The organism is Floridaenema evergladense BLCC-F167 (genome assembly GCF_041929205.2).
In the GTDB taxonomy this organism is placed as follows: Bacteria; Cyanobacteriota; Cyanobacteriia; order Cyanobacteriales; family Aerosakkonemataceae; genus Floridanema; species Floridanema evergladense.
This window is the reverse complement of record NZ_CM171625.1, coordinates 435146-456384: the sequence shown is the minus strand read 5'-3', so window position 1 is coordinate 456384 and position 21239 is coordinate 435146. Positions and strand designations below refer to the sequence as shown.

19 protein-coding genes and 1 pseudogene are annotated in these 21239 nt (G+C 40.6%); 14 read left to right on the top strand and 6 right to left on the bottom strand.

The genetic code is table 11. From position 1 onward, the window contains the following. The first annotated feature begins 99 nt into the window (after window positions 1-99). A complete protein-coding gene (locus ACE1CA_RS02130; RefSeq protein WP_413281924.1) occupies window positions 100-1503 on the top strand; it encodes a gluconeogenesis factor YvcK family protein in 1404 nt (467 codons plus the stop codon). Next, window positions 1500-1961: a tRNA (adenosine(37)-N6)-threonylcarbamoyltransferase complex ATPase subunit type 1 TsaE gene (gene tsaE / locus ACE1CA_RS02125; protein WP_413281925.1), complete on the top strand. Its 462-nt coding sequence runs from the start codon at window positions 1500-1502 to the stop codon at window positions 1959-1961. Before ACE1CA_RS02130 ends, tsaE begins: the two co-directional genes overlap by 4 nt. Here tsaE and ACE1CA_RS02120 read toward each other — a convergent pair whose 3' ends face one another. After that, window positions 1962-3293, bottom strand: a complete 1332-nt coding sequence (locus tag ACE1CA_RS02120) for a dihydroorotase (RefSeq protein ID WP_413281926.1) — start codon at window positions 3291-3293, stop codon at window positions 1962-1964. A 138-nt stretch (window positions 3294-3431) separates the two neighbouring features. Here ACE1CA_RS02120 and lepB point away from each other — a divergent pair, with 138 nt between their 5' ends. Continuing rightward, window positions 3432-4061 (top strand): signal peptidase I, encoded by a 630-nt coding sequence (gene lepB / locus ACE1CA_RS02115; RefSeq protein WP_459563736.1) that lies wholly within the window; start codon window positions 3432-3434, stop codon window positions 4059-4061. A gap of 112 nt (window positions 4062-4173) precedes the next feature. On the opposite strand, the gene ACE1CA_RS02110 is transcribed toward lepB, so the two are convergent. Beyond that, entirely contained in the window at window positions 4174-5412 is a 1239-nt protein-coding gene (locus ACE1CA_RS02110; protein ID WP_413281928.1) for a dihydroorotase, read from the bottom strand. Between the two features lie 162 nt (window positions 5413-5574). After that, on the bottom strand, window positions 5575-6972 hold the full coding sequence (locus ACE1CA_RS02105; RefSeq protein WP_459563735.1) for a histidine phosphatase family protein: 1398 nt from the start codon (window positions 6970-6972) through the stop codon (window positions 5575-5577). A 110-nt stretch (window positions 6973-7082) separates the two neighbouring features. Here ACE1CA_RS02105 and ACE1CA_RS02100 point away from each other — a divergent pair, with 110 nt between their 5' ends. From ACE1CA_RS02100 to ACE1CA_RS02070, 7 genes are all read left to right on the top strand, one after another. Then, complete coding sequence (locus ACE1CA_RS02100; RefSeq protein ID WP_413281929.1) at window positions 7083-7409, top strand: type II toxin-antitoxin system RelE/ParE family toxin; 327 nt, start codon at window positions 7083-7085, stop codon at window positions 7407-7409. A gap of 4 nt (window positions 7410-7413) precedes the next feature. After that, complete coding sequence (locus ACE1CA_RS02095; RefSeq protein WP_413281930.1) at window positions 7414-7701, top strand: helix-turn-helix domain-containing transcriptional regulator; 288 nt, start codon at window positions 7414-7416, stop codon at window positions 7699-7701. A 7-nt stretch (window positions 7702-7708) separates the two neighbouring features. After that, the gene (locus tag ACE1CA_RS02090) at window positions 7709-8068 is read left to right on the top strand and encodes a DUF5678 domain-containing protein (protein ID WP_413281931.1); all 360 of its coding nucleotides are present in this window, start codon (window positions 7709-7711) and stop codon (window positions 8066-8068) included. A 133-nt stretch (window positions 8069-8201) separates the two neighbouring features. Further along, window positions 8202-8525 (top strand): hypothetical protein, encoded by a 324-nt coding sequence (locus ACE1CA_RS02085; protein ID WP_413281932.1) that lies wholly within the window; start codon window positions 8202-8204, stop codon window positions 8523-8525. A gap of 97 nt (window positions 8526-8622) precedes the next feature. After that, window positions 8623-10149 carry a CPBP family glutamic-type intramembrane protease gene (locus ACE1CA_RS02080; protein WP_413281933.1) on the top strand — a complete coding sequence of 509 codons (1527 nt, stop codon included), beginning with the start codon at window positions 8623-8625 and terminating at the stop codon, window positions 10147-10149. A gap of 141 nt (window positions 10150-10290) precedes the next feature. Next, window positions 10291-12702, top strand: coding sequence for a heavy metal translocating P-type ATPase (locus ACE1CA_RS02075; protein WP_413281934.1), 2412 nt, complete (start codon window positions 10291-10293; stop codon window positions 12700-12702). Between the two features lie 160 nt (window positions 12703-12862). Continuing rightward, a complete protein-coding gene (locus ACE1CA_RS02070; RefSeq protein ID WP_413281935.1) occupies window positions 12863-13279 on the top strand; it encodes an FHA domain-containing protein in 417 nt (138 codons plus the stop codon). A 55-nt stretch (window positions 13280-13334) separates the two neighbouring features. On the opposite strand, the gene ACE1CA_RS02065 is transcribed toward ACE1CA_RS02070, so the two are convergent. Then, the gene (locus ACE1CA_RS02065) at window positions 13335-13682 is read right to left on the bottom strand and encodes a hypothetical protein (RefSeq protein ID WP_413281936.1); all 348 of its coding nucleotides are present in this window, start codon (window positions 13680-13682) and stop codon (window positions 13335-13337) included. 161 nt (window positions 13683-13843) lie between these two features. Between ACE1CA_RS02065 and tmk the strand changes: the two genes are divergently transcribed. After that, window positions 13844-14554 carry a dTMP kinase gene (tmk, locus tag ACE1CA_RS02060; RefSeq protein ID WP_413281940.1) on the top strand — a complete coding sequence of 237 codons (711 nt, stop codon included), beginning with the start codon at window positions 13844-13846 and terminating at the stop codon, window positions 14552-14554. A 27-nt stretch (window positions 14555-14581) separates the two neighbouring features. Next, entirely contained in the window at window positions 14582-15550 is a 969-nt protein-coding gene (locus ACE1CA_RS02055; RefSeq protein WP_413281937.1) for a DNA polymerase III subunit delta', read from the top strand. 3 nt (window positions 15551-15553) lie between these two features. Here the strand turns inward: ACE1CA_RS02055 and ACE1CA_RS02050 are convergent, their stop codons facing one another. After that, entirely contained in the window at window positions 15554-16108 is a 555-nt protein-coding gene (locus tag ACE1CA_RS02050; protein WP_486517622.1) for a Uma2 family endonuclease, read from the bottom strand. Window positions 16109-16281: 173 nt separating this feature from the next. On the opposite strand from ACE1CA_RS02050, the pseudogene ACE1CA_RS02045 reads away from it, so the two are divergent. Further along, window positions 16282-16743, top strand: a pseudogene (locus tag ACE1CA_RS02045) (DUF29 domain-containing protein). A gap of 109 nt (window positions 16744-16852) precedes the next feature. Here the strand turns inward: ACE1CA_RS02045 and ACE1CA_RS02040 are convergent. After that, on the bottom strand, window positions 16853-18055 hold the full coding sequence (locus ACE1CA_RS02040) for a quinone-dependent dihydroorotate dehydrogenase (protein ID WP_413279248.1): 1203 nt from the start codon (window positions 18053-18055) through the stop codon (window positions 16853-16855). Between the two features lie 237 nt (window positions 18056-18292). Here ACE1CA_RS02040 and ACE1CA_RS02035 point away from each other — a divergent pair, with 237 nt between their 5' ends. Continuing rightward, window positions 18293-21238, top strand: coding sequence for a GAF domain-containing protein (locus tag ACE1CA_RS02035; protein WP_413279249.1), 2946 nt, complete (start codon window positions 18293-18295; stop codon window positions 21236-21238). Window position 21239 lies beyond the last annotated feature (1 nt).

Here is a 21239-nt window from a genome sequence, read left to right as displayed (position 1 = left end):
TCTATTGGAGACCCGAAATATTTTTCTTATCAGAGTCAAAAATTTTTACCATACGCTCCTCTGACACACATTTCCTAATTCTTTATTTCTGAATCAGTCATGTCAATCGGTTTATTCAAACAAGCACTGCTTTTCCTATCAAATGAATCCCGCAGTCGCACCCCTGAGCGATTTAACAGGCGGTTTAACAGGTGGTTTAAATGGTTAGCTCCTGGCTTGTTCGTGAAACGATGGTTGTTAATTAGTGCTGGCGGTGTCTTGCTGACGGCTTTGGGTTTAGCGATTTGGATCAAGCTGACTCCCATTAACCGCTTAATTCAGCTAGTTAATGATGTTTTAGAGAAAATTACCACGATCGTTCCCAATTACATCAGTGGGCCATTGGTGATTGTGGCTGGCTTATTACTGATTTTTTGGGGACATACCCGCAGTTTTAATTCAATTACGGAAGCTCTCAAGTCGAGTGGAGAGGAAGAACTAATTGATGTGTTGCTGACTCACCGGAAGTTGAATCGAGGGCCAAAAATTGTCGCAATTGGTGGTGGTACGGGACTGTCAACTTTGTTGCGGGGTCTGAAGGCTTACAGCGCTAATATTACCGCTATTGTTACCGTAGCTGATGATGGTGGTTCTTCTGGACGGTTACGGCGCGAAATCGGGGTTTTACCTCCGGGAGATATTCGCAACTGCTTAACTGCTTTGGCGGATGAGGAAAAGTTGTTAACGGAACTGTTTCGCTATCGTTTTAGCGCTGGGAATGGTTTGATGGGACATAGTTTTGGTAATTTGTTCCTAACGGCGATGAGCGAGATTACAGGAGATTTGGAACGGGCGATCGCTGCTAGTTCTAAAGTATTAGCAGTAAGGGGTCGAGTTTTACCCGCTACGCTTTCTGATGTTCGTCTCTGGGCTGAATTAGAAGACGGACGGCGCGTGGAGGGCGAGTCTCATATTACGGAAGCGATGGGGAAGATAGTCAAAATTGGCTGTATTCCTGCTAATCCTCCGGCTTTACCCAAAGCTTTACAGGCAATCAAAGAAGCTGATTATATTGTGATTGGCCCTGGCAGTCTTTACACCAGTATTATTCCCAATTTATTAGTACCAGAAATTGCCGAAGCGATCGCCAAACGAGATGTTCCCCGCCTCTATGTTTGTAATATGATGACTCAACCAGGAGAAACTCAAGGTTACACGGTTGCCGATCATATTAAAGCGATCGATAAAGCTTGCGGTAAAAAACTATTCGATGCTGTATTAGTTCAGCGCAAAGTTCCTTCAGCAAAAGCTTTAATTCGCTACGCCCAAGAAGATTCGCACCCAGTTTACTTAGACAGAGAAGCAATCAATTTATTAGGTCGGCGAATCGTTCTATCTAACATCATGTATGAAGACGAAAAAACTGGTTTGGTTCGCCATGATTCAGCAAGACTAGCTAGAGTTTTACTGCGTTGGTACAGTCGCGCTCAATCAGAATCTATCATGGGATTCTATAAGTTATGACGTTTAAATTACAAGAAATTCCCTTAGCAAATGCTGAAGAAACTCGTCAGCTAGGAATTAACTTAGGGCGCAATCTCACTGCTGGTACAGTAATTTTATTATCAGGTGATTTAGGTGCTGGCAAAACTACTTTAGTTCAAGGAATTGGTGCAGGTTTAGGAATTTCTGAACCCATAGTTAGTCCTACTTTTACTTTGATTAATGAGTACTCAGAAGGGCGTTTACCTTTATATCATTTTGATTTATATCGGTTGTCATCGCCAGAAGTAGAAGCATTAGGTTTAGAAAATTACTGGGAAGGTGGAGAGTTTGCTTTGGGAATTATGGCAATTGAATGGGCAGAAAAATTAACTTATATGCCGAGTAGTTATCTACAAATTCAATTGATTTATACTCCTAACGATCGACGTTTAGCTAAACTGCTTGCTATGGGAGATTTTACTCTAAATTTGAGCTAATTAAGCATCAAATGTTAAGGCTTTACCTCTGATTTCTGTAAATAATTTCCCTTTTTCATAAACCACATTTCCCCCGACAATAGTAATAACAGGCCAACCAGTTAACTGCCAACCTTCAAAGGGACTCCAACCGCACTTTGTTTGCAATTCTTCGCGCAAAACTGGACGATAATTATCTAAGTCTACCAGGACTAAATCGGCATCGTAACCAGGAGTGATCGCACCTTTATGCGGAATCTTATAACCTTTAGCGACAGCCGTAGACATCCAGTTAGCAACTTGGGCAATTGTACATTTTCCCTGCATCGCTTGAGTTAACATTAAAGGCAAAGAAGTTTCTACCCCTGGCATCCCTGATGGCGTATTTGGGTAGCCTTTGGCTTTTTCTTCTAAAGTGTGAGGGGCGTGATCTGTGGCGATAAAATCAATTACACCATCGAGTAAAGCTTGCCAGAGAATTTGGTTGTCTTTTGGCGATCGCAAAGGCGGATTCATTTGCGCCAAAGTGCCAATTTCCTGATAAGCTTCTGTATTTAGCAATAAATGTTGTGGCGTGACTTCAGCTGTTACCCAACTGGGTTTATCTTGACGCAACAATTCAGCTTCTTCTCCAGTGGAAAGATGCAAAATATGTAAACGTCTTTCATACTTTTTAGAAAGTTTTAAAGCCAACTGAGTTGCTAACAACGCCGCTTGATTATCTTGAATTTGAGAATGAATAGCTGGATCGGTTATCCCAGCAAACTCTTGTTTTCTTTGGTTGATTCTCGCCTGATCTTCCGCATGAACAGCAATTAATCTTTTTCCCTTCGCAAAAATAGCCTCTAAAGCCGTTTCTCCATCTACTAATAACTGTCCGTGCATCGACCCCATAAAAATTTTAATCCCCGGAGTCGGATTGGCTGTCAACAAATCTGGTAAATTCTCTGCTGTCGCCCCAACAAAAAAACCATAATTAACTAAGCATTTCTGGGCGGCGCGTTGTAGCTTATCATTTAAAGTTGCTTGAGTAGTGGTTAGAGGACGAGTATTGGGCATTTCCAGAAAAGAAGTTACCCCACCCTTAGCACAAGCACAGCTTGCCGTAAATAAATCTTCTTTGTATTCTAGTCCTGGTTCGCGGAAATGTACTTGCGGGTCAATTACCCCTGGTAACAAAGTTAAACCAGCAGCGTCGATAATCTTAACAGCAGTTTCATCTACATTGGTGCTAAGATCCGATGAAACCTGGTCGATTTTCCCATCTGAGATTTTTACATCTCCCACCAGAAACTCTCCAGTAGGTAAAAGTATTCTGGCTTGTCGAATTAATAAGTTAGTAGCAGATGACATGGCAATAATTAATTTAAAGTAGATGTAGAAGGTAAAACTTTGTAGAGAATCATACTCTGAAAGTATATCTGACGAAAGCTCCTTAGAGCTAAAACTCTTCTTCCCGTTCGCTTAATTGATTAAATATCTATGACTGAAATTCAGAAGCAAAATCCTGAAAAAAATCTTCAACAAAAATATGATAATGCCTGGTTAGAGGTATTGAAAACCATTTTACTGAGTGGTGTTTTAGCTTTGGGGATTCGTACTTTTGTTGCTGAAGCCCGTTATATTCCTTCGGGTTCTATGCTAGAAACTTTACAAATCAACGATCGCTTAATTGTTGATAAGCTAAGTTATAATTTTAGTTCACCTCGACGTGGTGATATAGTAGTTTTCAATCCTACTGTTGCCTTAGAAAAGCAAAATTTTCATGATGCGTTTATTAAACGAGTAATTGGTTTACCAGGGGAAAAAGTAGAACTCAGAAACGACAAAGTATACATTAATGGTAAAGTTTTACAAGAAAAATATACTGAGGGACAGGAAACAAGTACTGATGTTTGTCCAGCAGGACAACCAGCTTTTTTAGCAAAACCAGTAGTTATACCTCCTAATTCTTTTTTAGTTTTAGGTGATAATCGTCGAAATAGTTATGATGGTCGTTGCTGGGGTTTAGTACCACGCGATCGCATTATCGGTAAAGCTTCAGTGCGTTTTTGGCCTCCAAAGAGTATAGGCGAGATCGATCGTCAACCTCTCTACCCGAAGACGGGGAATTCAAAGTGAGACAAGGGGACTTTCGAGAAAAGGGGACAAGGGGACAGGGGGAAATTTCTTAACTCAAAACTCCCCAAACTCTCCCAAACTCAAAACTCAAAACTTTCCCCTACCTTCAAAATTAACACCAAGTTTGTAAAATTTTTCCGGTTAATTCTTTGCCTAACCAAGGGGTATTCGTAGCTAGTGAAGAAAGATTGTTAATATTTACTTGCCAGGTTTCTTGGGGGGCAAAAAGAGTTATTTCGGCGGGGGAACCTGGGTTAATTTTAGGAGGAGTTTGTTGTAAACATTGGGCGGGGCGAGTACTCAAAAGTCGCCAGAGTTCTAAGGGGGAAATTTCGCCCGTTGTTACTAAATTTTGCCAGAGTAAGGGTAAGGCTAATTCTAAACCAATGGCACCAGGAGGGGCTTCTGCAAAAGCGACGGTTTTTTCTTCATAAGTATAAGGTGCGTGATCGATCGCGATCGCATCAATTATCCCCTGCTTGATTCCCCGTCGCAAGGCTAAACGGTCATTCGGTGTACCTAAAGGCGGTTCTAATCTTAATGATGGGTTGTAAGTGGCGATCGCTTCGGTGTCTAATAATAAGTGCATCCAAGTTGTGCTAGCGGTAATGGGCAAACCGCGCGATCGGGCATCCTCGATTAGTTGTACACTACGAGCAGTAGAAACTCGCATAATGTGGACTGGCGTACCCACAGCAGCGACAACTTCCAACAAAGCAGCAAGGGCGGAAGTTTCTCCCATTGCAGGGTTTCCCGATAGTCCAAAACGAATGGAATTAGCACCTTCTCGCATTACCCCATTGCCGACTAATTCGGGGTACGATGCCCATAGTGCGATCGGTTTATTTAAAAGTTGAAGATATTCTAAAACTCTCCGCAGCAAAGCTAAATTAACAATAGGTTTACCATCAGCAAAACCTACCACTCCCGCATCGGCTAATTCTACCATTTCGGTCATTTGTTGACCTTGGACACCTTGAGTTATTGCGCCCCAAGGAAGCAACTGAGGACAAGTTTTTTGCAAGTTGGCGACAGCAGCAAGGTTATCTATTGGAGGTGAAGTATCTGGGAGGATGGCAAGACGGGTAAAACCTCCAGAAATAGCAGCTTTTTGTAATGATTGTAAGGTTTCTCGTTCTTCAAATCCTGGTTCTCCAGAATGACTGTAAAGGTCTACTAAACCTGGGCCTAAAATTAGATCGTAACAGTTCCGTATTTGGGTATCGGACGGAAACTCATAAATCTGATTTTCTACAGCTTTAATGTAACCATCAATAATTAAAACATCAGCTGTTTTATCTGTCCCGGAAACAGGGTCTAGTAATCTTACTTGTTGGAGTAATTCATTCATTTGTCATTAGTTTAGTTATCACTTGTCATTTGTCATTTGTCATTTGTCATTCGAGAGTAAATAATGATAGCTGACAACTAAACAAATGATTAAGGCTTTTGCCGCAACAGTTTTAAGTTTTAACTCAAAAACTTAAAACTTAAAACTCAAAACTCAAAACTTTTACAATGCGCCAGCTGCGGTTTTATCTAAAACTCCTCCGCCTAAGTGAGAGGTAATATTCATTGATTCTAGGACTGGTAATGCTTCTATTCCATCAGGATAATCGATGACGCTGACAGCACCATTGCCTTGTTTAAAGTTCCAGAAATGTGCGGGGCTTAAGTTGAATAAATGGGCGAGAATGGCTTTATTAATTGCATCATGGGCAACAACTAAAATTGTTTTTGGTTGTTGGCTATATTTAACTATAATCGATCGCCAAGCTGCGATCGCTCTTTCCCAAACCTGTTGTAAGTTTTCCCCTTCTGGCATTTGTACAGTTTCCGGCGCATTCTGCCATTTTTTCAACAAACCGGGATATCCCTCTTCAATCTCGCTTTCGTACTTTCCTTCCCAAAGTCCGTGACTAATTTCTTGCAAATCAGGAAGTAACTCTAATTCAATTTCTGGGTGATATTTCAGAATAATCTCGGCTGTTTCTTTCGGGCGCAATAATGGACTAGTAATAGCCACATCAATTTTTATATCTTTCAGAAATTCTGCTGCTGCTTTTGATTGTTCTTTGCCATTGTCGTTCAAAGGAACATCAATTTGACCTTGGAATTTTTTCTGCCGATTCCACTCAGTTTCTCCATGTCTAACTAATAATAACCTGGGGCCTTTGTGACTGGGGCGAGGTTTAGGTAAACTTTCCTCTAAATGAGTAGTTACGTTCATTGATTCAAGTTGTACCTGTTGAACTCCTTTGCTATTTTCTCCCGTTCCATCGAAGGAGAAATTATCTGGGAAATTCAAAACACTAACGCCACAATTCGACTGTTGAATTGAATGATAGTAAGCTGGGGGAATGCCTGTTGCGGTAGAAATTAAAGAGCGATTAATCCCGTTATGCGCCACAATCATAATTGTTTGACCTTGATGGCGCGGTAATATTTCTTTCCAGAAGAACTTAGCTTGTTCAAATAAAGCTAGTACCGGAAAATATTCTGCTGTTTCGCCTGTTTCTGTTGGCACTAACATCCGCAATTCATGAGGGCGATGCTTCCAACATTTGTAATCTTCAGGAAACTTTTCTTTGACCTCTTCTTTTAACATTCCTTGCCAAAGAGGTAAATGAATTTCCATCAAACTATCTTTGACTTCTACTAAAGTTGAATCTGATGTTTCTAAACAGGAAGCAATAGTTAATGCTGTTTCTTTAGCACGTTGTAAAGGACTGCTATAAATTGCAGCAAATTTCAGTCCTTTGAGGGTGTTAGCAACTTGAACGGCAGTAGCACGACCTTCTTCCGTTAAGATAGACGCATCTAAGCGACCTTGGATTCTTTTTTCTTTGTTGTAGCTGCTTTGTCCGTGACGGACAAGGATAACGCGAGTTGACAGGGGTTTATCCTCCACAAAGGTTTTAGGTGAGGGAACGACAGAGCATCATTGTGTCAAGAAGATTTTACCTCATGCTGGGACATTTCGATGCTGTTAAATTTGCGATCGCGATTACAATCTAAATCATGGAAGCTCAACCAAGACAAATTCAACGATACGTCACTCCTGATGGGAGAATTCCTTTTGAGGAGTGGTTTAATTCCCTGCGTAATCAGAAAGCTCAAATTAAGATTGATACCAGACTCAGGCGTGTTACACAAGGTAATTTAGGAGATTATCGTTCTGTCGGTGAAGGTGTTTTTGAGTTAAGAATTGACTACGGCCCTGGCTACAGAATTTACTTTGGACAGCTAGGATCTACTATCGTACTTCTTCTTTGCGGAGGAGATAAAAATACCCAAGAACAAGATATTTCAATTGCTAAAATGTACTGGGAAAATTATCGGAGTTGAGAACATGGGTAAAAGTGTAAGTTATCACGAATCTTTAATTGAACGGCTGAAAAATCCTGTATATGCTGCTGCTTACATCGAAGCTATTTTAGAAGAAAAAGATCCAGAACCAAATTTACTCAAAGCGGCGTTGCAAGATGTGGCGGAAGCACTTGGTAATGAACAGCATTTGGCAAAACTCGATCGCATTTTATCCGTCGAAGGTAGCGCAGAAATATACAATTTAAGTCTTTGGTTAGAAGAGTTGGGCTTAAAATTAACTGTAACTGTAAAATCTGATGAAAACGAGTAGATTAACAATGATCTATAACACACCTGAAGAATATATTAGTGCAGCCGATCGAGAATTAGATCGCTATGATTGGAAAGCAGCATGGCAGATAGCAACTGAAGGACTGAAGCATTATCCCGAACATAAAGAATTACAAAAGTATGCTTATATTTTAGCTCCTGCTAAGATTACTACTGTCGATCGGGGAGGGCATCCTGAAATAGGAGAAAATATGAAATGGATCAAGAACAACTGCACTCAGTATCGCGGTCAATGGGTGGCTATTAAAAATGGTCAACTTTTGGCATCTGGTAAAAATCACGATGAAGTAATCAAACAGGTAGGTGATATAAAAAATACAGGTATATTGGTGACTGCAATTTATTAAACTAATGGTAATACTATTTCCAAATAACGAATTTTTTGCAACAGGATCGCTTACTTATGATTATCGTCCTGCAACCTCAACAGAAACGACAAATCGTATTATTTTTGAGGTATAAATTCAAGGAATTAAAACTTTGGCTGTGCTGGATACGGGTGCGCCTTATGTCATTTGTGCGCCAAAAGTCGCTGCTGATGCTGGAGTCGATATAATATCAGCACTGGAAAGAAGAACGATGCTAATTAGAGGAATGCGACTGGAGGGTTTTATAGTTCGTTTGAATATAAAATTACAGGCTAAATATGGTACAGATTTAGATGTAGACTCTACGGTTTTTGTGCCGGAAGTTGAGGAATATTGGGGTAATTTTCCTTCTTTTATTGGGTTAAATGGATTTTTGGAGAGGATACGATTTGCGATCGATCCTAATACAGATACTTTCTATTTTGGTCAAGTTTAAACTGAACTAGTAAGATTTTGAGAACAGAGACATCAACAGCTACACTCATTAGATCCCAAATAAGCTTTAATGGTAAGGGTAAAGTGCGGAGAATTAAATGACACTCAAAAGGATAATTTTAGGGGTTCTCACTGTTTTTTTAGTTGTGTTTTTCATTGGCCCATCTTTGTTGGGGAGTTGGCAACAACCGCAAATTCAAAGCCGTTTGGAACTGTACCAAACTAATTTACTACTTTACGCAACCGAATGGCAAGGGGAACCAGGAGAGGATGCAAATAGTAAATCTTTGCGAGATGCTTTAATTGGCGCGGAACCTTTGAAAAATGCCCAAAAGCAGTATCAAGAAGCGCGAGAACAAGCTGAGACTAATTTAGCAAAAGCTAAGGCGCAAGCGGAACTTTTACCAGATGAAACTAAACAACTGAAAGGAACAATTACCCAATTAGAAGATTTCATCAATCAAGTAGATTTGCGGTTGGGAATTTTACAAGCTAAACAAGGAGAAAGAAAAGGTGCTGTTGAGACTTGGCGATCGGAAATTCAAACATTAGAAGCAAAAAGTTCTGATTCTGAATCTTTGAAAAGTGCTGAAGTTTTGCTTGGTTTGTGGAGTACACCACCACAAATTCTACCTAATTCTGAGTCGATAATTAAAAAATCTTTAGATGGTTGGTTTCGCAATCAAGCTTTAACTAAACTCTACTATTTACAACAAAGAGATGAGGCTTTAGCGCAACTTATAGCAGCAGAACAAAAAATGGCTGAACAAGCTATTTTAAAATTAGCAATTGTGGGGGCTGTACCGACAATAGGATTTTTAATAGGAGTGGGATTACTGCTTTTCTTGTTAATTCAAAGAGCAATAAAAGGTAAGGATTCTCTCTTGGCGCAAAATGGCAATTTAACTTTTTCTACTCCTTGGGATGGGGAAACTATTTTACAGGTGTTTGTTGCTGGCTTTTTTCTGATGCAGATTTTGGTGTCTATTTTGGTTCTACCAATAACGCTGAAATTGCTAAATCTCGACCCGACAACTTTCGATTTACGGTCTAAAGCTCTTTTAGTTTTTGTTAATTATGTTCTAGTAGCTGCTGCTGCTTTGTCGGTTTTGTATGTGTCTATTAAATCTTTCCTACCTTTACCTGAAGGATGGTTTCGGTTTAAACTGTTAGATAAATGGTTATTTTGGGGATTTGGTGGCTATTTGGCGGCTTTGCCTTTGGTGATTTTAATTTCTTTGATTAACCAAAGAATTTGGCAGGGACAAGGTGGTAGTAATCCGTTGTTATCTTTAGCTTTGGAAACCAAAGATTTGGTAGTTTTGGCAATATTTTTTGTCACTGCTGCGATCGCAGCACCGATATTTGAAGAACTCCTATTTCGGGGATTTTTGTTGCCTTCTTTAACTCGTTATTTGCCAGTTTGGGGCGCAATAATTGCTAGTAGTTTAATATTTGCGATCGCCCATCTCAGCCTTTCCGAAGTTCTGCCATTAACAACTTTGGGCATGGTTTTAGGTGTAGTGTATACTCGATCGCGCAATCTCCTAGCATCTATTTTCCTCCACAGTCTTTGGAATAGTGGAACTTTGATTAGTTTGTTTATTTTAGGTAGTGGCGTGTAAAAACGCGAACCTATCAAAACCTCAGTTTCCAGGTAGAGTTAAAAAAGTTGTGGATTTACAGCCAATTAACCTACCTTTGACCTACCCTCAAAATAGGTAAACTAATGAAGCGCGTAGGTGTCACGGTAAATTATAAAGTCTATGCAAGTGCAGAGCGAATTAGCGATCGCCAACCCTCACCCAGAATCAGAAACCATTACCCTGGATGTGACAGGGATGAAATGTGCTGGATGCGTCAAAGCTGTAGAAAATCAGCTGACACAACATCCTGACGTGATTTCTGCCTGTGTCAACCTGATTACAGAAGTGGCAGTTTGTGAAGTAAAATCCGGTAAAGTCGAACCTGCTACTTTAGCCGCTAAATTGACAGATGCAGGTTTCCCTAGTCAACCGAGAACTTCCCAAAATCAGCTAACTAACAGCGATTATGTTAGTCCAGCCGATCGCCACCGTCAGGAAATAAAATCTTCAATTAAACAACTGGTAATAGCCACAATTCTGATTATTTTGTCAGGAATCGGTCATTTTACCAGACATTCCCTAGTTCCAGGCGAACATTCCACCATTCTCACTTCATTCTGGTTTCACTGGGGACTAGCTACCGCTACCTTATTAGGGCCAGGTCGTTCTATTTTAGTAGATGGGTTTCGCGGACTGCGGCATAATGCGCCCAATATGAATACTTTAGTTGGTTTGGGGGCTTCCACTGCTTACACTGCGAGTACGATCGCGCTACTATTTCCCCAATTAGGTTGGGAATGCTTTTTTGACGAACCAGTAATGCTGTTAGGCTTTATCCTCTTAGGTAGAACCTTGGAACAACAAGCTAGAGGAAAAGCTGCTGCTGCTTTTGAAGCCTTACTTTCTCTACAACCGCCCCAGGCTAGATTAATCGCCGATCCTAGTGTGGCAGCATTTGGACAAAATAGCGTCGAAATTCCTGCCGATCGAGTGCGTGTGGGAGAATTTTTACAGGTATTACCCGGAGAAAAGTTTCCTGTCGATGGCGAAGTAGTGGTAGGACAAACAACTGTAAACGAGTCAATGCTTACCGGAGAAGCTATTCCTGTGAGTAAGACAAAAGGAGATTTTGTCGCTGCGGGAACTTTGAATCAAAGTGGAGCGATCGCTATACGAGCCACCCGTACAGGAAAGGATACCACCTTAGCACAAATAGTCAACCTAGTTGAAACGGCTCAAATTCGCAAAGCACCAGTGCAAAGATTAGCCGATACCGTAGCAGGTTACTTTACCTACGGTGTCATGACCATAGCTACTCTTACCTTTTTATTTTGGTACTTTGCCGGAACTCGGATTTGGCCCGATGTTTTAGTTAATGGAGCCATGAATCATGGCGCACATCATCTAACTCATCAGTTATCACCGTTACTGTTGAGTTTAAAATTAGCGATCGCAGTTTTAGTGGTCGCTTGTCCCTGTTCCTTGGGACTAGCCACCCCAACAGCCATTTTAGTGGGAACTGGCATCGGCGCAGAAATGGGATTACTAATTAAAGGTGGAGACGTTTTAGAACGAGTATCCACAATAGATACAGTAGTTTTCGACAAAACCGGGACTCTCACTAGCGGTTATCCTACCGTCACTGACTGCATTCCCAATCCAGATGTAACAGCAAATTACTCGCCTTTAGCTAACTTTTCCCTCCTACAACTCGCCGCAGCAGCGGAAAGCGGTAGTCGCCATCCTTTAGGTTCCGCCATTAACCAAGCAGCAACTCAAGCTGGTTTATTGATTCCCGCTGGTCAAGAATTTTATACTGAACCAGGACAAGGTGTATCTGCAATAATCGAACAGCAGTTAGTGTTAGTCGGAACTGAAACCTGGCTGAAACAGCATGGCATAGAAATTGAGCCAAATTTGAGCCAAAAAGCCAACAGATTAGCAGATGCCGGAAAAACTATAGTTTATCTAGCAGCTGGCAATAGTCTGTTAGGATTGATTGCTTTTACCGACTCAGTAAGACCTGATGCTGCTACAGCAGTAACCGCTTTGAAGCGACTAGGATTGCGAGTTATGATCCTGACTGGAGATCGGCAAAAAGCAGCTGTAGTAGTTGCCGAGAAATTGGGAATTGATGCAGCCGATATTTTGGCGCAAGTGCAACCAGATGGCAAAGCGCAAACGGTAGCTAATCTCCAAAGTCAAGGTCATCGAGTAGCTATGATTGGTGATGGTATCAATGATGCACCAGCCTTAGCTCAAGCAGATGTGGGTATTGCTATGCACGCCGGAACAGATGTAGCGATCGAAAGCGCTCAAATAATCTTAATGCGGGATGCAGTCATGGATATCGTGGCATCGATTAAACTTTCCCGTGCCACTTTTAACAAAATCCGTCAAAATTTATTTTGGGCACTTGCTTATAACATTTTGGGAATACCTGTAGCCGCAGGCATTTTGTTACCCAACTTTGGGCTAGTACTCAGTCCGTCTGCTGCTGGTGCAATGATGGCTTTTAGCTCTGTTAGTGTAGTGACTAACTCATTATTGTTACGTCGCTTCGCTCGGAGTCAAAACAAAACCAGTGATTAACTGATATCAGACACCATACAGTAAAAAGGGTCAAATTGTTAGAAACTTTATTATTATTTGCTCTTTTTACTGTGTCTTTCTCTGAAAGTGATTTAGTTAATTGATTTTGACACTAACTTGGATGATATTGTTATTAATTCATGACAGGATAGGTTTTTAAATGGCGATCTCACAAGGTAAACACATCTTAATGGTAGAGGATGACAAGGGGCGTAAAGAGTTCGTACTTACTAAGCTTGTTTATTCTATCGGTCGAGACCCAGAGTGTAATATTCGGTTATACTCGCAGTTTGTTTCGCGTCGTCATGCTACTTTACTTCAGTTACCCAAAAAAGATGGCACTTATGCCTACCGGATTGTAGATGGAGATGCTAAGGGTAAGACTAGTTCCAATGGTTTAATTATTAACAGCCGGAAAATGGCTGCTCATGACCTAAAAGATAAGGATGAGGTGGTCTTCGGTCCAGGTGTAAAAGCGACTTATTATCAGATGAAACCAGACACTACTGTACCCACAGGACCGCTTGAAGACCCTTATGACATTACATTGATTAATCCTGCTAGTTTTGACGATTGATACCGATTCCTGCGATCGGATAAATTTATATTAAACTCTCTTACAGCTTAGGCAGCTATCCGGCTACTGGTTCAATGATTTGCCAATTGCGACAGCCGACAAGCGCCTGACTCACCAATTGAAACATTTGATAGCAGTGGTTATCAACTTGCAAGGGCAACTCCGTGTTATTTACTACCAAAGTAAACTTGGTTTCCTTCGGCGTTGAAGTGGTACGTTCGATCAGAATTTCCACGCTGACGAGTTTGGAAAATGTCACCTGTCCTGGCTTTTCCTTCGCCATAATGTAATCCCCTGTGTTATAGGTGATTTCTAACGGACAGGATGTTAAAACTTCTACCACCAATTCGCCTATTTTTGCGAAGGGGAGGCTAACTATATAGGAGCTAGTGTAACGAGCCATCAATTCCTCCGGCTTTTGTTCTAAGACCCTCTTATAATACCTAACCTTTGCGGAGATCAAAGATATGTTTTGACCCTCTTTTGCCAAGATTATTATTCTGCTAGGACTGTCTTTAAATTATGTTCACATTCAGGAAAATGGGTCAAGGAAATCAGCAGGAAATGGTAAAAACTTCTAAGTCTTCAGGGAATAATTCTGGACAGTCTGGCAAACTGATTGTTTTTGAGGGAGTAGAGGGTTGTGGTAAAACTACTCAGTTGCGGCGGTTACGTGATTGGTTAACTCAAAGTAGCTGGGGGGAATTTCTCAGAGAACGAATTCAAGGTGAACCAGTAATGGTGACGCGGGAACCAGGTGGGACAAGTTTGGGTTTGGAGTTGCGACGATTGTTGCTAGAGCGAGGTAATCAGAAGACAATTCAGGAGAGAACGGAATTGTTGTTGTATGCTGCGGATAGAGCGCAGCACGTTGAGGAGTTGTTAAAGCCAAATTTGCTCAAGGGTATGGTGATTTTATGCGATCGCTTTACTGATTCTACGATCGCCTATCAAGGTTATGGTCGAGGACTTAATTTATCCTTAATTTCTCAGCTTAATGATGTAGCTACCAATGGATTAAAAAGTGATTTAACTGTTTGGCTAGATATTGATGTGGAAATTGGTTTAGCACGAAAGCGCGAACAAGGGGAAGTCACCATAATGGAAGAAGCCAACTTAGACTTTCACCTTCGAGTACAACAAGGTTTTACAGAATTAGCCAAAGCTCATCCCCTGCGAATCATTAGAGTAGATGCCAACCAAGATGAAGAATTAATTGCCGAACAAATCCAAATAATTTTAAATACAAAATTTACTCAGTGGTACAACCATTAGATTTTAGATTTTAGATTGAATATTTGCATGGACTTTTTTCAGCCAATTATCGGTCAAGAAAAAGCAGTGGAATTACTCAAACAAGCAGTAGCTCAAAACCGGATTGCTCCTGCTTATTTATTTGCTGGTTCTGACGGGATTGGACGCAGTTTAACAGCTAGTTGTTTCATTGAATTGATATTTTACAATTCCCTACCTCCCGAAAAAAGAGCAGAAAAGAGTGCGGTAATAAAAAAACGCATTCAACTGAGAAATCACCCCGATTTACTTTGGTTAGAACCGACATATTTACATAATGGTGTCAGAATTTCAGCAATTGAAGCAGCGGAAAAAGGTGTAAAACGCAAAGCACCACCACAAATTCGCTTAGAACAAATCCGGGAAGTTAGCCAATTTTTAGGTCGTCCGCCTTTGGAAGCTTCCCGAAGTTTTGTGGTAATTGAACAAGCCGAAAGTATGGCAGAAGCGGCGGCAAATGGTTTATTAAAAACCTTAGAAGAACCGGGAAAAGCCACAATAATTTTAATTGCTCCTGCGGTTGAATCTTTGTTACCGACTTTAATTTCCCGATGTCAAAGAATCCCGTTTAATCGGTTAAATCAGGAAGCAATGGAACAGGTATTAACCAAAACCGGGAACCAGGAAATTTTACAACATCCAGAAGTTTTAGCATTAGCAGCAGGAAGTCCGGGAGAAGCAATTTTTGCTTGGCAACAATTACAAGCGATTCCCGAAGAATTGTTAAATAAAGTAAGAAAAGTCCCGCAAAGTTTGCGCCAAGCTTTAGATTTAGCACGAGATATTGATAAAGATTTAGATACGGAAGCACAACTTTGGTTAGCCGATTATTTACAACAATATTATTGGCAGGAATTCCGTCATACAGTAATTATTGAAAAGTTAGAAAAAACTAAAAAGCTATTGCAAAAATATGCTCAATCTAGGTTAGTTTGGGAAGTAACTTTTATGGAAATGAAAGATATTTTTGTGGCTTAGAATTTATTCAAATACGGGAGGCCAAAGTTCAGAAATAGGCAGTTCCCAACCGGGAAATAATTCTGGGATAGTTAAGATATCTGAGTTAGTTAATATTTCTGGTTCGCTATTGCGACGATAAATTGTTAGAGTTAAGCGATCGGGATCGATAAGTATCCCAATTTGAGAACCTAAAGTGAGAAAGAGTTGAATTTTGTCTTGGAGTGGGGGAATGCGATCGCTCTGTGATTTAATTTCAACAGTTAAATCAGGAACCATTTGAGCAAAATAACGAGGACTTTGCCGCAGTCTAGCCGCCGCAATAAAAGAAACATCTGGCGCTTTTAAATCAGAATTTGGCAAAATAAATCCACCACTTGAATCTAAAACTCGTCCCAAACGCCGAGGATAAACCCAGTTGCCAAGTAACCGACAAAACTGAGCACCTATTTCGCTAGATTGGATATCAGATGGCCCCATAATGATTATTTTCCCATCATCTAATTCTAATTGGTAGTCGAGTTGTTCTTTTTGGAGAATTTCTTGGATTTGTTCTAAGTGTTTGACAGTAAGTTTCATGGTAAGTGTTTAGGGAGTGGGTGAAGCTATGGCGATTTTAACTTAATTTAACGCTACAAAAATTGTAGAGACGTTTCATGAAACGTCTCTACAGATTGCTTTAAAATTTTTCATGTACAATAATTGGTGAATAATGAAAGCAATTACTACTTAGTTTGATGAGATAAAGTTTTATGGCTGAACTATATGAGATAGATTTTCACGCCTGGACACAAGAACAAGCAAAGTTTCTGCGTAATGGTGCTTGGGACTGTTTAGATATTGCAAATTTGGTTGAGGAGATAGAATCTTTGGGTAAATAAGAAAGACAAGAATTAAGAAACCGTTTGGGAGTTTTATTAGGACATTTACTTAAATGGGAATTTCAGCCTTATTACCGTTCTAAAATTTGGTTTTCTACACTGCGAGAACAACGCCGCCGAATTCGAGATTTGCTGGATCAAAGTCTTAGTTTAAAACCTTATTTACCGGAAGTTTTAGAAAAAGCTTATCAAGATGGTGTAGATTTAGCCGTGCGGGAAACTTCTTTTAAGTACAAAGATTTTCCTGCTCAATGTCCTTACAGTTTAGAACAGGTTTTAGATTTAGAGTTTTTCTCTGGTGAAAAATCTACCTTAGATCCAAATATCGAATAAAGCTAGTAGGTGCGATCGCTTTCCCAAATATTCCTTAAGCGATCGCACAGATATTGCAAATTATTACATTCGTGTCTTACGTGCTACGTACACGCTACGCGAACGTGGTTCAATTTTCTTCTAATCCCACTGCTTGAGAAATATTCGACAAACCCCTTTCTTCCAACTTCAGCAACAAGCCTTCTAAAATGCGTTTTACCATAAAAGGGCCTTGATAAATCCAACCAGTATAAGTTTGTAACAAACAAGCGCCAGCAGTAATTTTTTCCCAAGCATCATCAGCGGTGAAAATTCCCCCGACACCCATAATGGGCAATTTTCCCTTTGTTTCCTTTCTAATAAAACGGATTACTTGGGTCGATCGCGCTTTCAAAGGCAAACCACTAATCCCACCAGCTTCATCTTTAATTAAATTTCCCGTTTCCCGCAGAACTTTAGTCTTTAAACCTTCACGACTAATAGTAGTATTTGTAGCAATAATTCCTGCCAAATTATGAGATAAAGTAACATCTAAAACATCTAAAATTGCATCCCATTCCAAATCGGGCGCAATTTTGACTAGAATTGGCTTATTAAGCTTCTGGTTTTCTTGTTGCAAAGCAGACAAGATTGCACCTAACATAGGCGCATCTTGCAGAGTTCTTAAACCTGGAGTATTGGGTGAGGAGACATTAACGACAAAGTAATCGCCTAAATCTTTTAACAGGCGAAAACTACCCAGGTAATCTGCGGCTGCTTCTTCGAGTGGTGTTACCTTAGACTTACCGAGATTAATTCCGATCGGGATAAGTCTGGGTCGTCTTTGTAAAGCTGTGGTTAGTGCGGTTGCCATTGCTGCTGCACCATCATTGTTAAAACCCATACGGTTGAGTGCGCCTTTGTCTGCCAACAGCCGAAACAAGCGTGGAGTCGGGTTTCCCGGTTGAGGTTTCATGGTGACAGTACCAAGTTCAGCGTAGCCAAAACCAAAACTTGACCATACACCGGATGCCTTACCATTCTTGTCAAATCCAGCTGCTAATCCCATAGGGTTCTTAAACACCGCTGATTGGGGAATAATAACTGAAGACTGAGTTGGATTTTCCGATCGCACTTCCGTTTGATTTGGGCAATCCCAAATAGTTTGTTCCAGACGTGCATCTACAATCGAGAAGTTTTGTTGTAGTTGGTTGAGTATCCAACTACTTGGGGGGCGATCGCTATGACAATCCAACCAAGTCGAAATTTGCATAAATTGTTTATGCAAAAATTCTGGATCGGTTTTTAATCCAGAAAATACAATGGGGCGTAAAACAGCTTGATATATGTCCAAAGCTATTAAGTGGTAGATGGTAAGTAAATTTTACCTATTACCTGGGGAAAAGGTTTTTAGGAAATAGTGAAAATTTTTTTCTTTTCACCGATCCTTTAAATTTTTACCTGACAGCACATTATAGTTAGTAAACTGGTGCAAGTTATAGCTTCTGCCGATCGCTGTCCACTACTTTAACTAATTACTTAATTACCAACCCATTATCGACTACCCATTACCCAACGGGAGTGACAGTAAATGGCCCAACAACAAAAGCGATATTCTGAAGATAAAAAAATTGTTAATTTGGGTCGGGTTCTTCAAATCCTTCGGGAAGAAGAAAACGTTGATGTACTAATTGAAACCACCCTAAATTATCTCCAATCAGAATTTCAATACGATTTAATTTGGTTAGGTTTGTACGATCACATAGAACACCGCATTTTGGGTAAAGGTGGAATTGCCCCAAATGGAGATGTGAGTTTTTTGAAGCAAAAGTTTTTCCTGCAACCTGGCGATCTATTAGAACAGGTAGTCATCCAGCAAAGACCGATCGGCGTTCCCGATTTAGGAGACGCAAATCGGGCGGGAGAATGGCGCAAAGCAGCAATTAATTATAAGATTCGGGGAACTTTAATTTTTCCGATTCGCCATCGCGACCGCTGTTTTGGTGTAATTTTGTTGGGATTATTAGGTTGGGGAATTTCGCCGCAAGCGGAAGAAAAAGCGCAATTATCTGTACTTTTAGGCACTTTAGCCGCTTCATTAAATCAGATTGAAATTAATTGGAATCACCAGCGGATTAAGCGCCCTGATGAACCTTTATTAGCAATCATGCAGAAGTTGCCTTCTCTGCCGACAATGTTGCAGCGACTAGAAGCGATCGTTTCAGAAACCCATCACTTTGTCAACCCAACTCGGACAAATATTTACTGGTTTGAACCAGATAAACGCTACTTTTGGCGTTATATGAGTAATCGTTTAGCGGGGATTGCTGGCGATAGTCAACAACCAGCTTCCGGGATAACTGTCCAAGAATCAGGCAGTTTTTATAGTGCCATGTTGGGCGATCAAATTGTGGCGATCGGGGAAAGTTTGAGTTCTCTAAAGGCTGACGTTACTAGTAGATTATTGCAGAGAATGGGAGCTAGATCCTTACTGGCTGCACCAATTCTTTTACAAGATGAACTATTAGGATTTTTATCAGTAGAAGGTAACGAACCGCGAATTTGGAAAGAGGAAGAAAAAAATTACTTACGAGGTGCTGCCAGAATAATTGCTTTAATTTCCCCGATCGAACAAATGGAAACTACAATTAAGCAAACCAAGCAAGACCAATTATTATTAGCAGAAATAGCTAAAGGTATTTATAGCGATGAAGATTGGTTGAATACTTTAAAGGAATCTAGCGATCGGCTAAAAGAACGTTTTCAATCCGAGCGATTTTTAGTATTACTTTTTGATAGCGACCACAAACAATTTGAAATCTGCTATCAAAATCATCCCAGTAATCGCCGACCTTTAGGTTCCACTAGTAAACCAGCAAAACGTAACGGCAAAGAAAGCAGAGTAAATAATCCCACTAATTCCCCAGAAAATCCTTATATATTGCCTCATTTAAGCGATGTAGATTGGAAATTACTAGAACGTAGTTCAGAATCAGTAGTAATAGAAGACTTAGCAACAGATTTAAAATTACTTTCTTGGAGAGACGGATTTTTAGAAGCAGGAGTACGAAGCGTTTTAGTTTGTAACACTAGTATTGGTCGATCGCTTAAAGGCTTGTTAATGATTACCTGTGAAAGTGCCCGTACTTTTTCTGCCGCAGAAAAAGAAGTTTTTCGCATAGTTAGCCAACAAATCGGCTTAATCTTACAGCAATGGCAAATTTACAAACAATCTGCCAGGGAACAAAGAATCTACCAAACATTGCAGTGGGGTTTAAGCATGATGCAGCAAAACTACCAAAACCTGCAACAGTTGGAAGAAAGTGCTTTACGGGCTTGTGCTAGTCTGCTAGAAGCACCTGTAGCTGTCTTAGTTTCTTGGCAACCAGGGGATGAAATAGCCAAAATTACGGCGACAACACCTCCTAGTGCTGAGTTTGCCATCAACACCGAACAAACTGTTTCAATTTACACTGATGAATTGATTCAAGAAGCTTTAAATACCGATGGTTTACTCTACAAAAATATTCAACAACTAACGCCTAATACTAGACAATGGCTAACAGGTTCAGGAGTTGAAGAAATTATCGTTATGGCGTTGCGAACTACACCGGAACATTTCCCCACAGGTGTAGTAGTGCTTTGTAATAGCTTAGGTTTTCATTGGCCTGAAAGTGCTCTACCAGCCTTCGGTTTACTTGTAGCACAATTTGCTTGGTTCCGCCGAGCATCTTTTAGCAGTAGTAGTTTGCAGCAAGAACGCCAAGAACTGCAATGCTTAAATTGGTATAAACATCGGGCGATCGAAGATTTTTGCCGCACTGTAGCATCTACTTTAAAGATATTCGTCTCTCTTGCTCCCAAAGAAGCTGCCCAAGAAGTGCGCTATCAACAACTTTGTTCTCATTTAGGCGGTTCTTTAGCAACACTTTCGAGAATGCTGGCGAGGGAATTGTGGAGTACGGATTCTGTTTTACGATCGCAGTCAGAAGATCCGATTCGAGTCACAAGTTTGCTGCGTCGGAGTTTGGAACGGGTAGATGACTTAATTAAAAGTCGCCGTCTCTGGGCAAAAGTACATGATGTCGGAGACTGGCGTACTGAAAAACAAGGAAAAACCGCTGTCAATTCTGCGGCGTTGTTACTCAATCGGGGTTCTACGTTGGTACAGTTAGTAGTTTACGAACTATTGTTAGCTGCCTGTCAACGTGGCGAAGAAGGTGGAAGAATCGATATTTGGTATCGTCAACTAAGCGCCCAAGATACGGGAATACCTTATCCGCAATGTTTCCATTCTGACTATTTTTTGGAGTTGTCGATTACTGACACTGGTAATATCGATCCACAATTAATTGCTGATTTACAAAAGCAACCAAAAGATGATTTAGCGCCTCATACTTTGCGCCAACCCCCCGGACTACACCTGCGAATTTGTCAGTTACTCATCAGTGCGATCGGAGGTTTCCTCAATCTCTATATTCTCGATGATGGCAGAATTCTGTCTCAGGTGTTAGTGCCGATCGATATCTCAACTTAGG

Bases quoted from the DNA above. Each gene is read 5' to 3' on its own strand.
- ACE1CA_RS02100 (WP_413281929.1), top strand. From the start codon at position 7,083: ATGGAAGCTCAACCAAGACAAATTCAACGATACGTCACTCCTGATGGG.
- ACE1CA_RS02130 (WP_413281924.1), top strand. From the start codon at position 100: ATGTCAATCGGTTTATTCAAACAAGCACTGCTTTTCCTATCAAATGAA.
- ACE1CA_RS02110 (WP_413281928.1), bottom strand. From the start codon at position 5,412: ATGAATGAATTACTCCAACAAGTAAGATTACTAGACCCTGTTTCCGGG.
- ACE1CA_RS02070 (WP_413281935.1), top strand. From the start codon at position 12,863: ATGGCGATCTCACAAGGTAAACACATCTTAATGGTAGAGGATGACAAG.
- ACE1CA_RS02075 (WP_413281934.1), top strand. From the start codon at position 10,291: ATGCAAGTGCAGAGCGAATTAGCGATCGCCAACCCTCACCCAGAATCA.
- ACE1CA_RS02055 (WP_413281937.1), top strand. From the start codon at position 14,582: ATGGACTTTTTTCAGCCAATTATCGGTCAAGAAAAAGCAGTGGAATTA.
- ACE1CA_RS02035 (WP_413279249.1), top strand. From the start codon at position 18,293: ATGGCCCAACAACAAAAGCGATATTCTGAAGATAAAAAAATTGTTAAT.
- ACE1CA_RS02120 (WP_413281926.1), bottom strand. From the start codon at position 3,293: ATGTCATCTGCTACTAACTTATTAATTCGACAAGCCAGAATACTTTTA.
- tmk (WP_413281940.1), top strand. From the start codon at position 13,844: ATGGTAAAAACTTCTAAGTCTTCAGGGAATAATTCTGGACAGTCTGGC.
- ACE1CA_RS02050 (WP_486517622.1), bottom strand. From the start codon at position 16,108: ATGAAACTTACTGTCAAACACTTAGAACAAATCCAAGAAATTCTCCAA.
- ACE1CA_RS02095 (WP_413281930.1), top strand. From the start codon at position 7,414: ATGGGTAAAAGTGTAAGTTATCACGAATCTTTAATTGAACGGCTGAAA.
- ACE1CA_RS02065 (WP_413281936.1), bottom strand. From the start codon at position 13,682: ATGGCTCGTTACACTAGCTCCTATATAGTTAGCCTCCCCTTCGCAAAA.
- ACE1CA_RS02090 (WP_413281931.1), top strand. From the start codon at position 7,709: ATGATCTATAACACACCTGAAGAATATATTAGTGCAGCCGATCGAGAA.
- ACE1CA_RS02080 (WP_413281933.1), top strand. From the start codon at position 8,623: ATGACACTCAAAAGGATAATTTTAGGGGTTCTCACTGTTTTTTTAGTT.
- tsaE (WP_413281925.1), top strand. From the start codon at position 1,500: ATGACGTTTAAATTACAAGAAATTCCCTTAGCAAATGCTGAAGAAACT.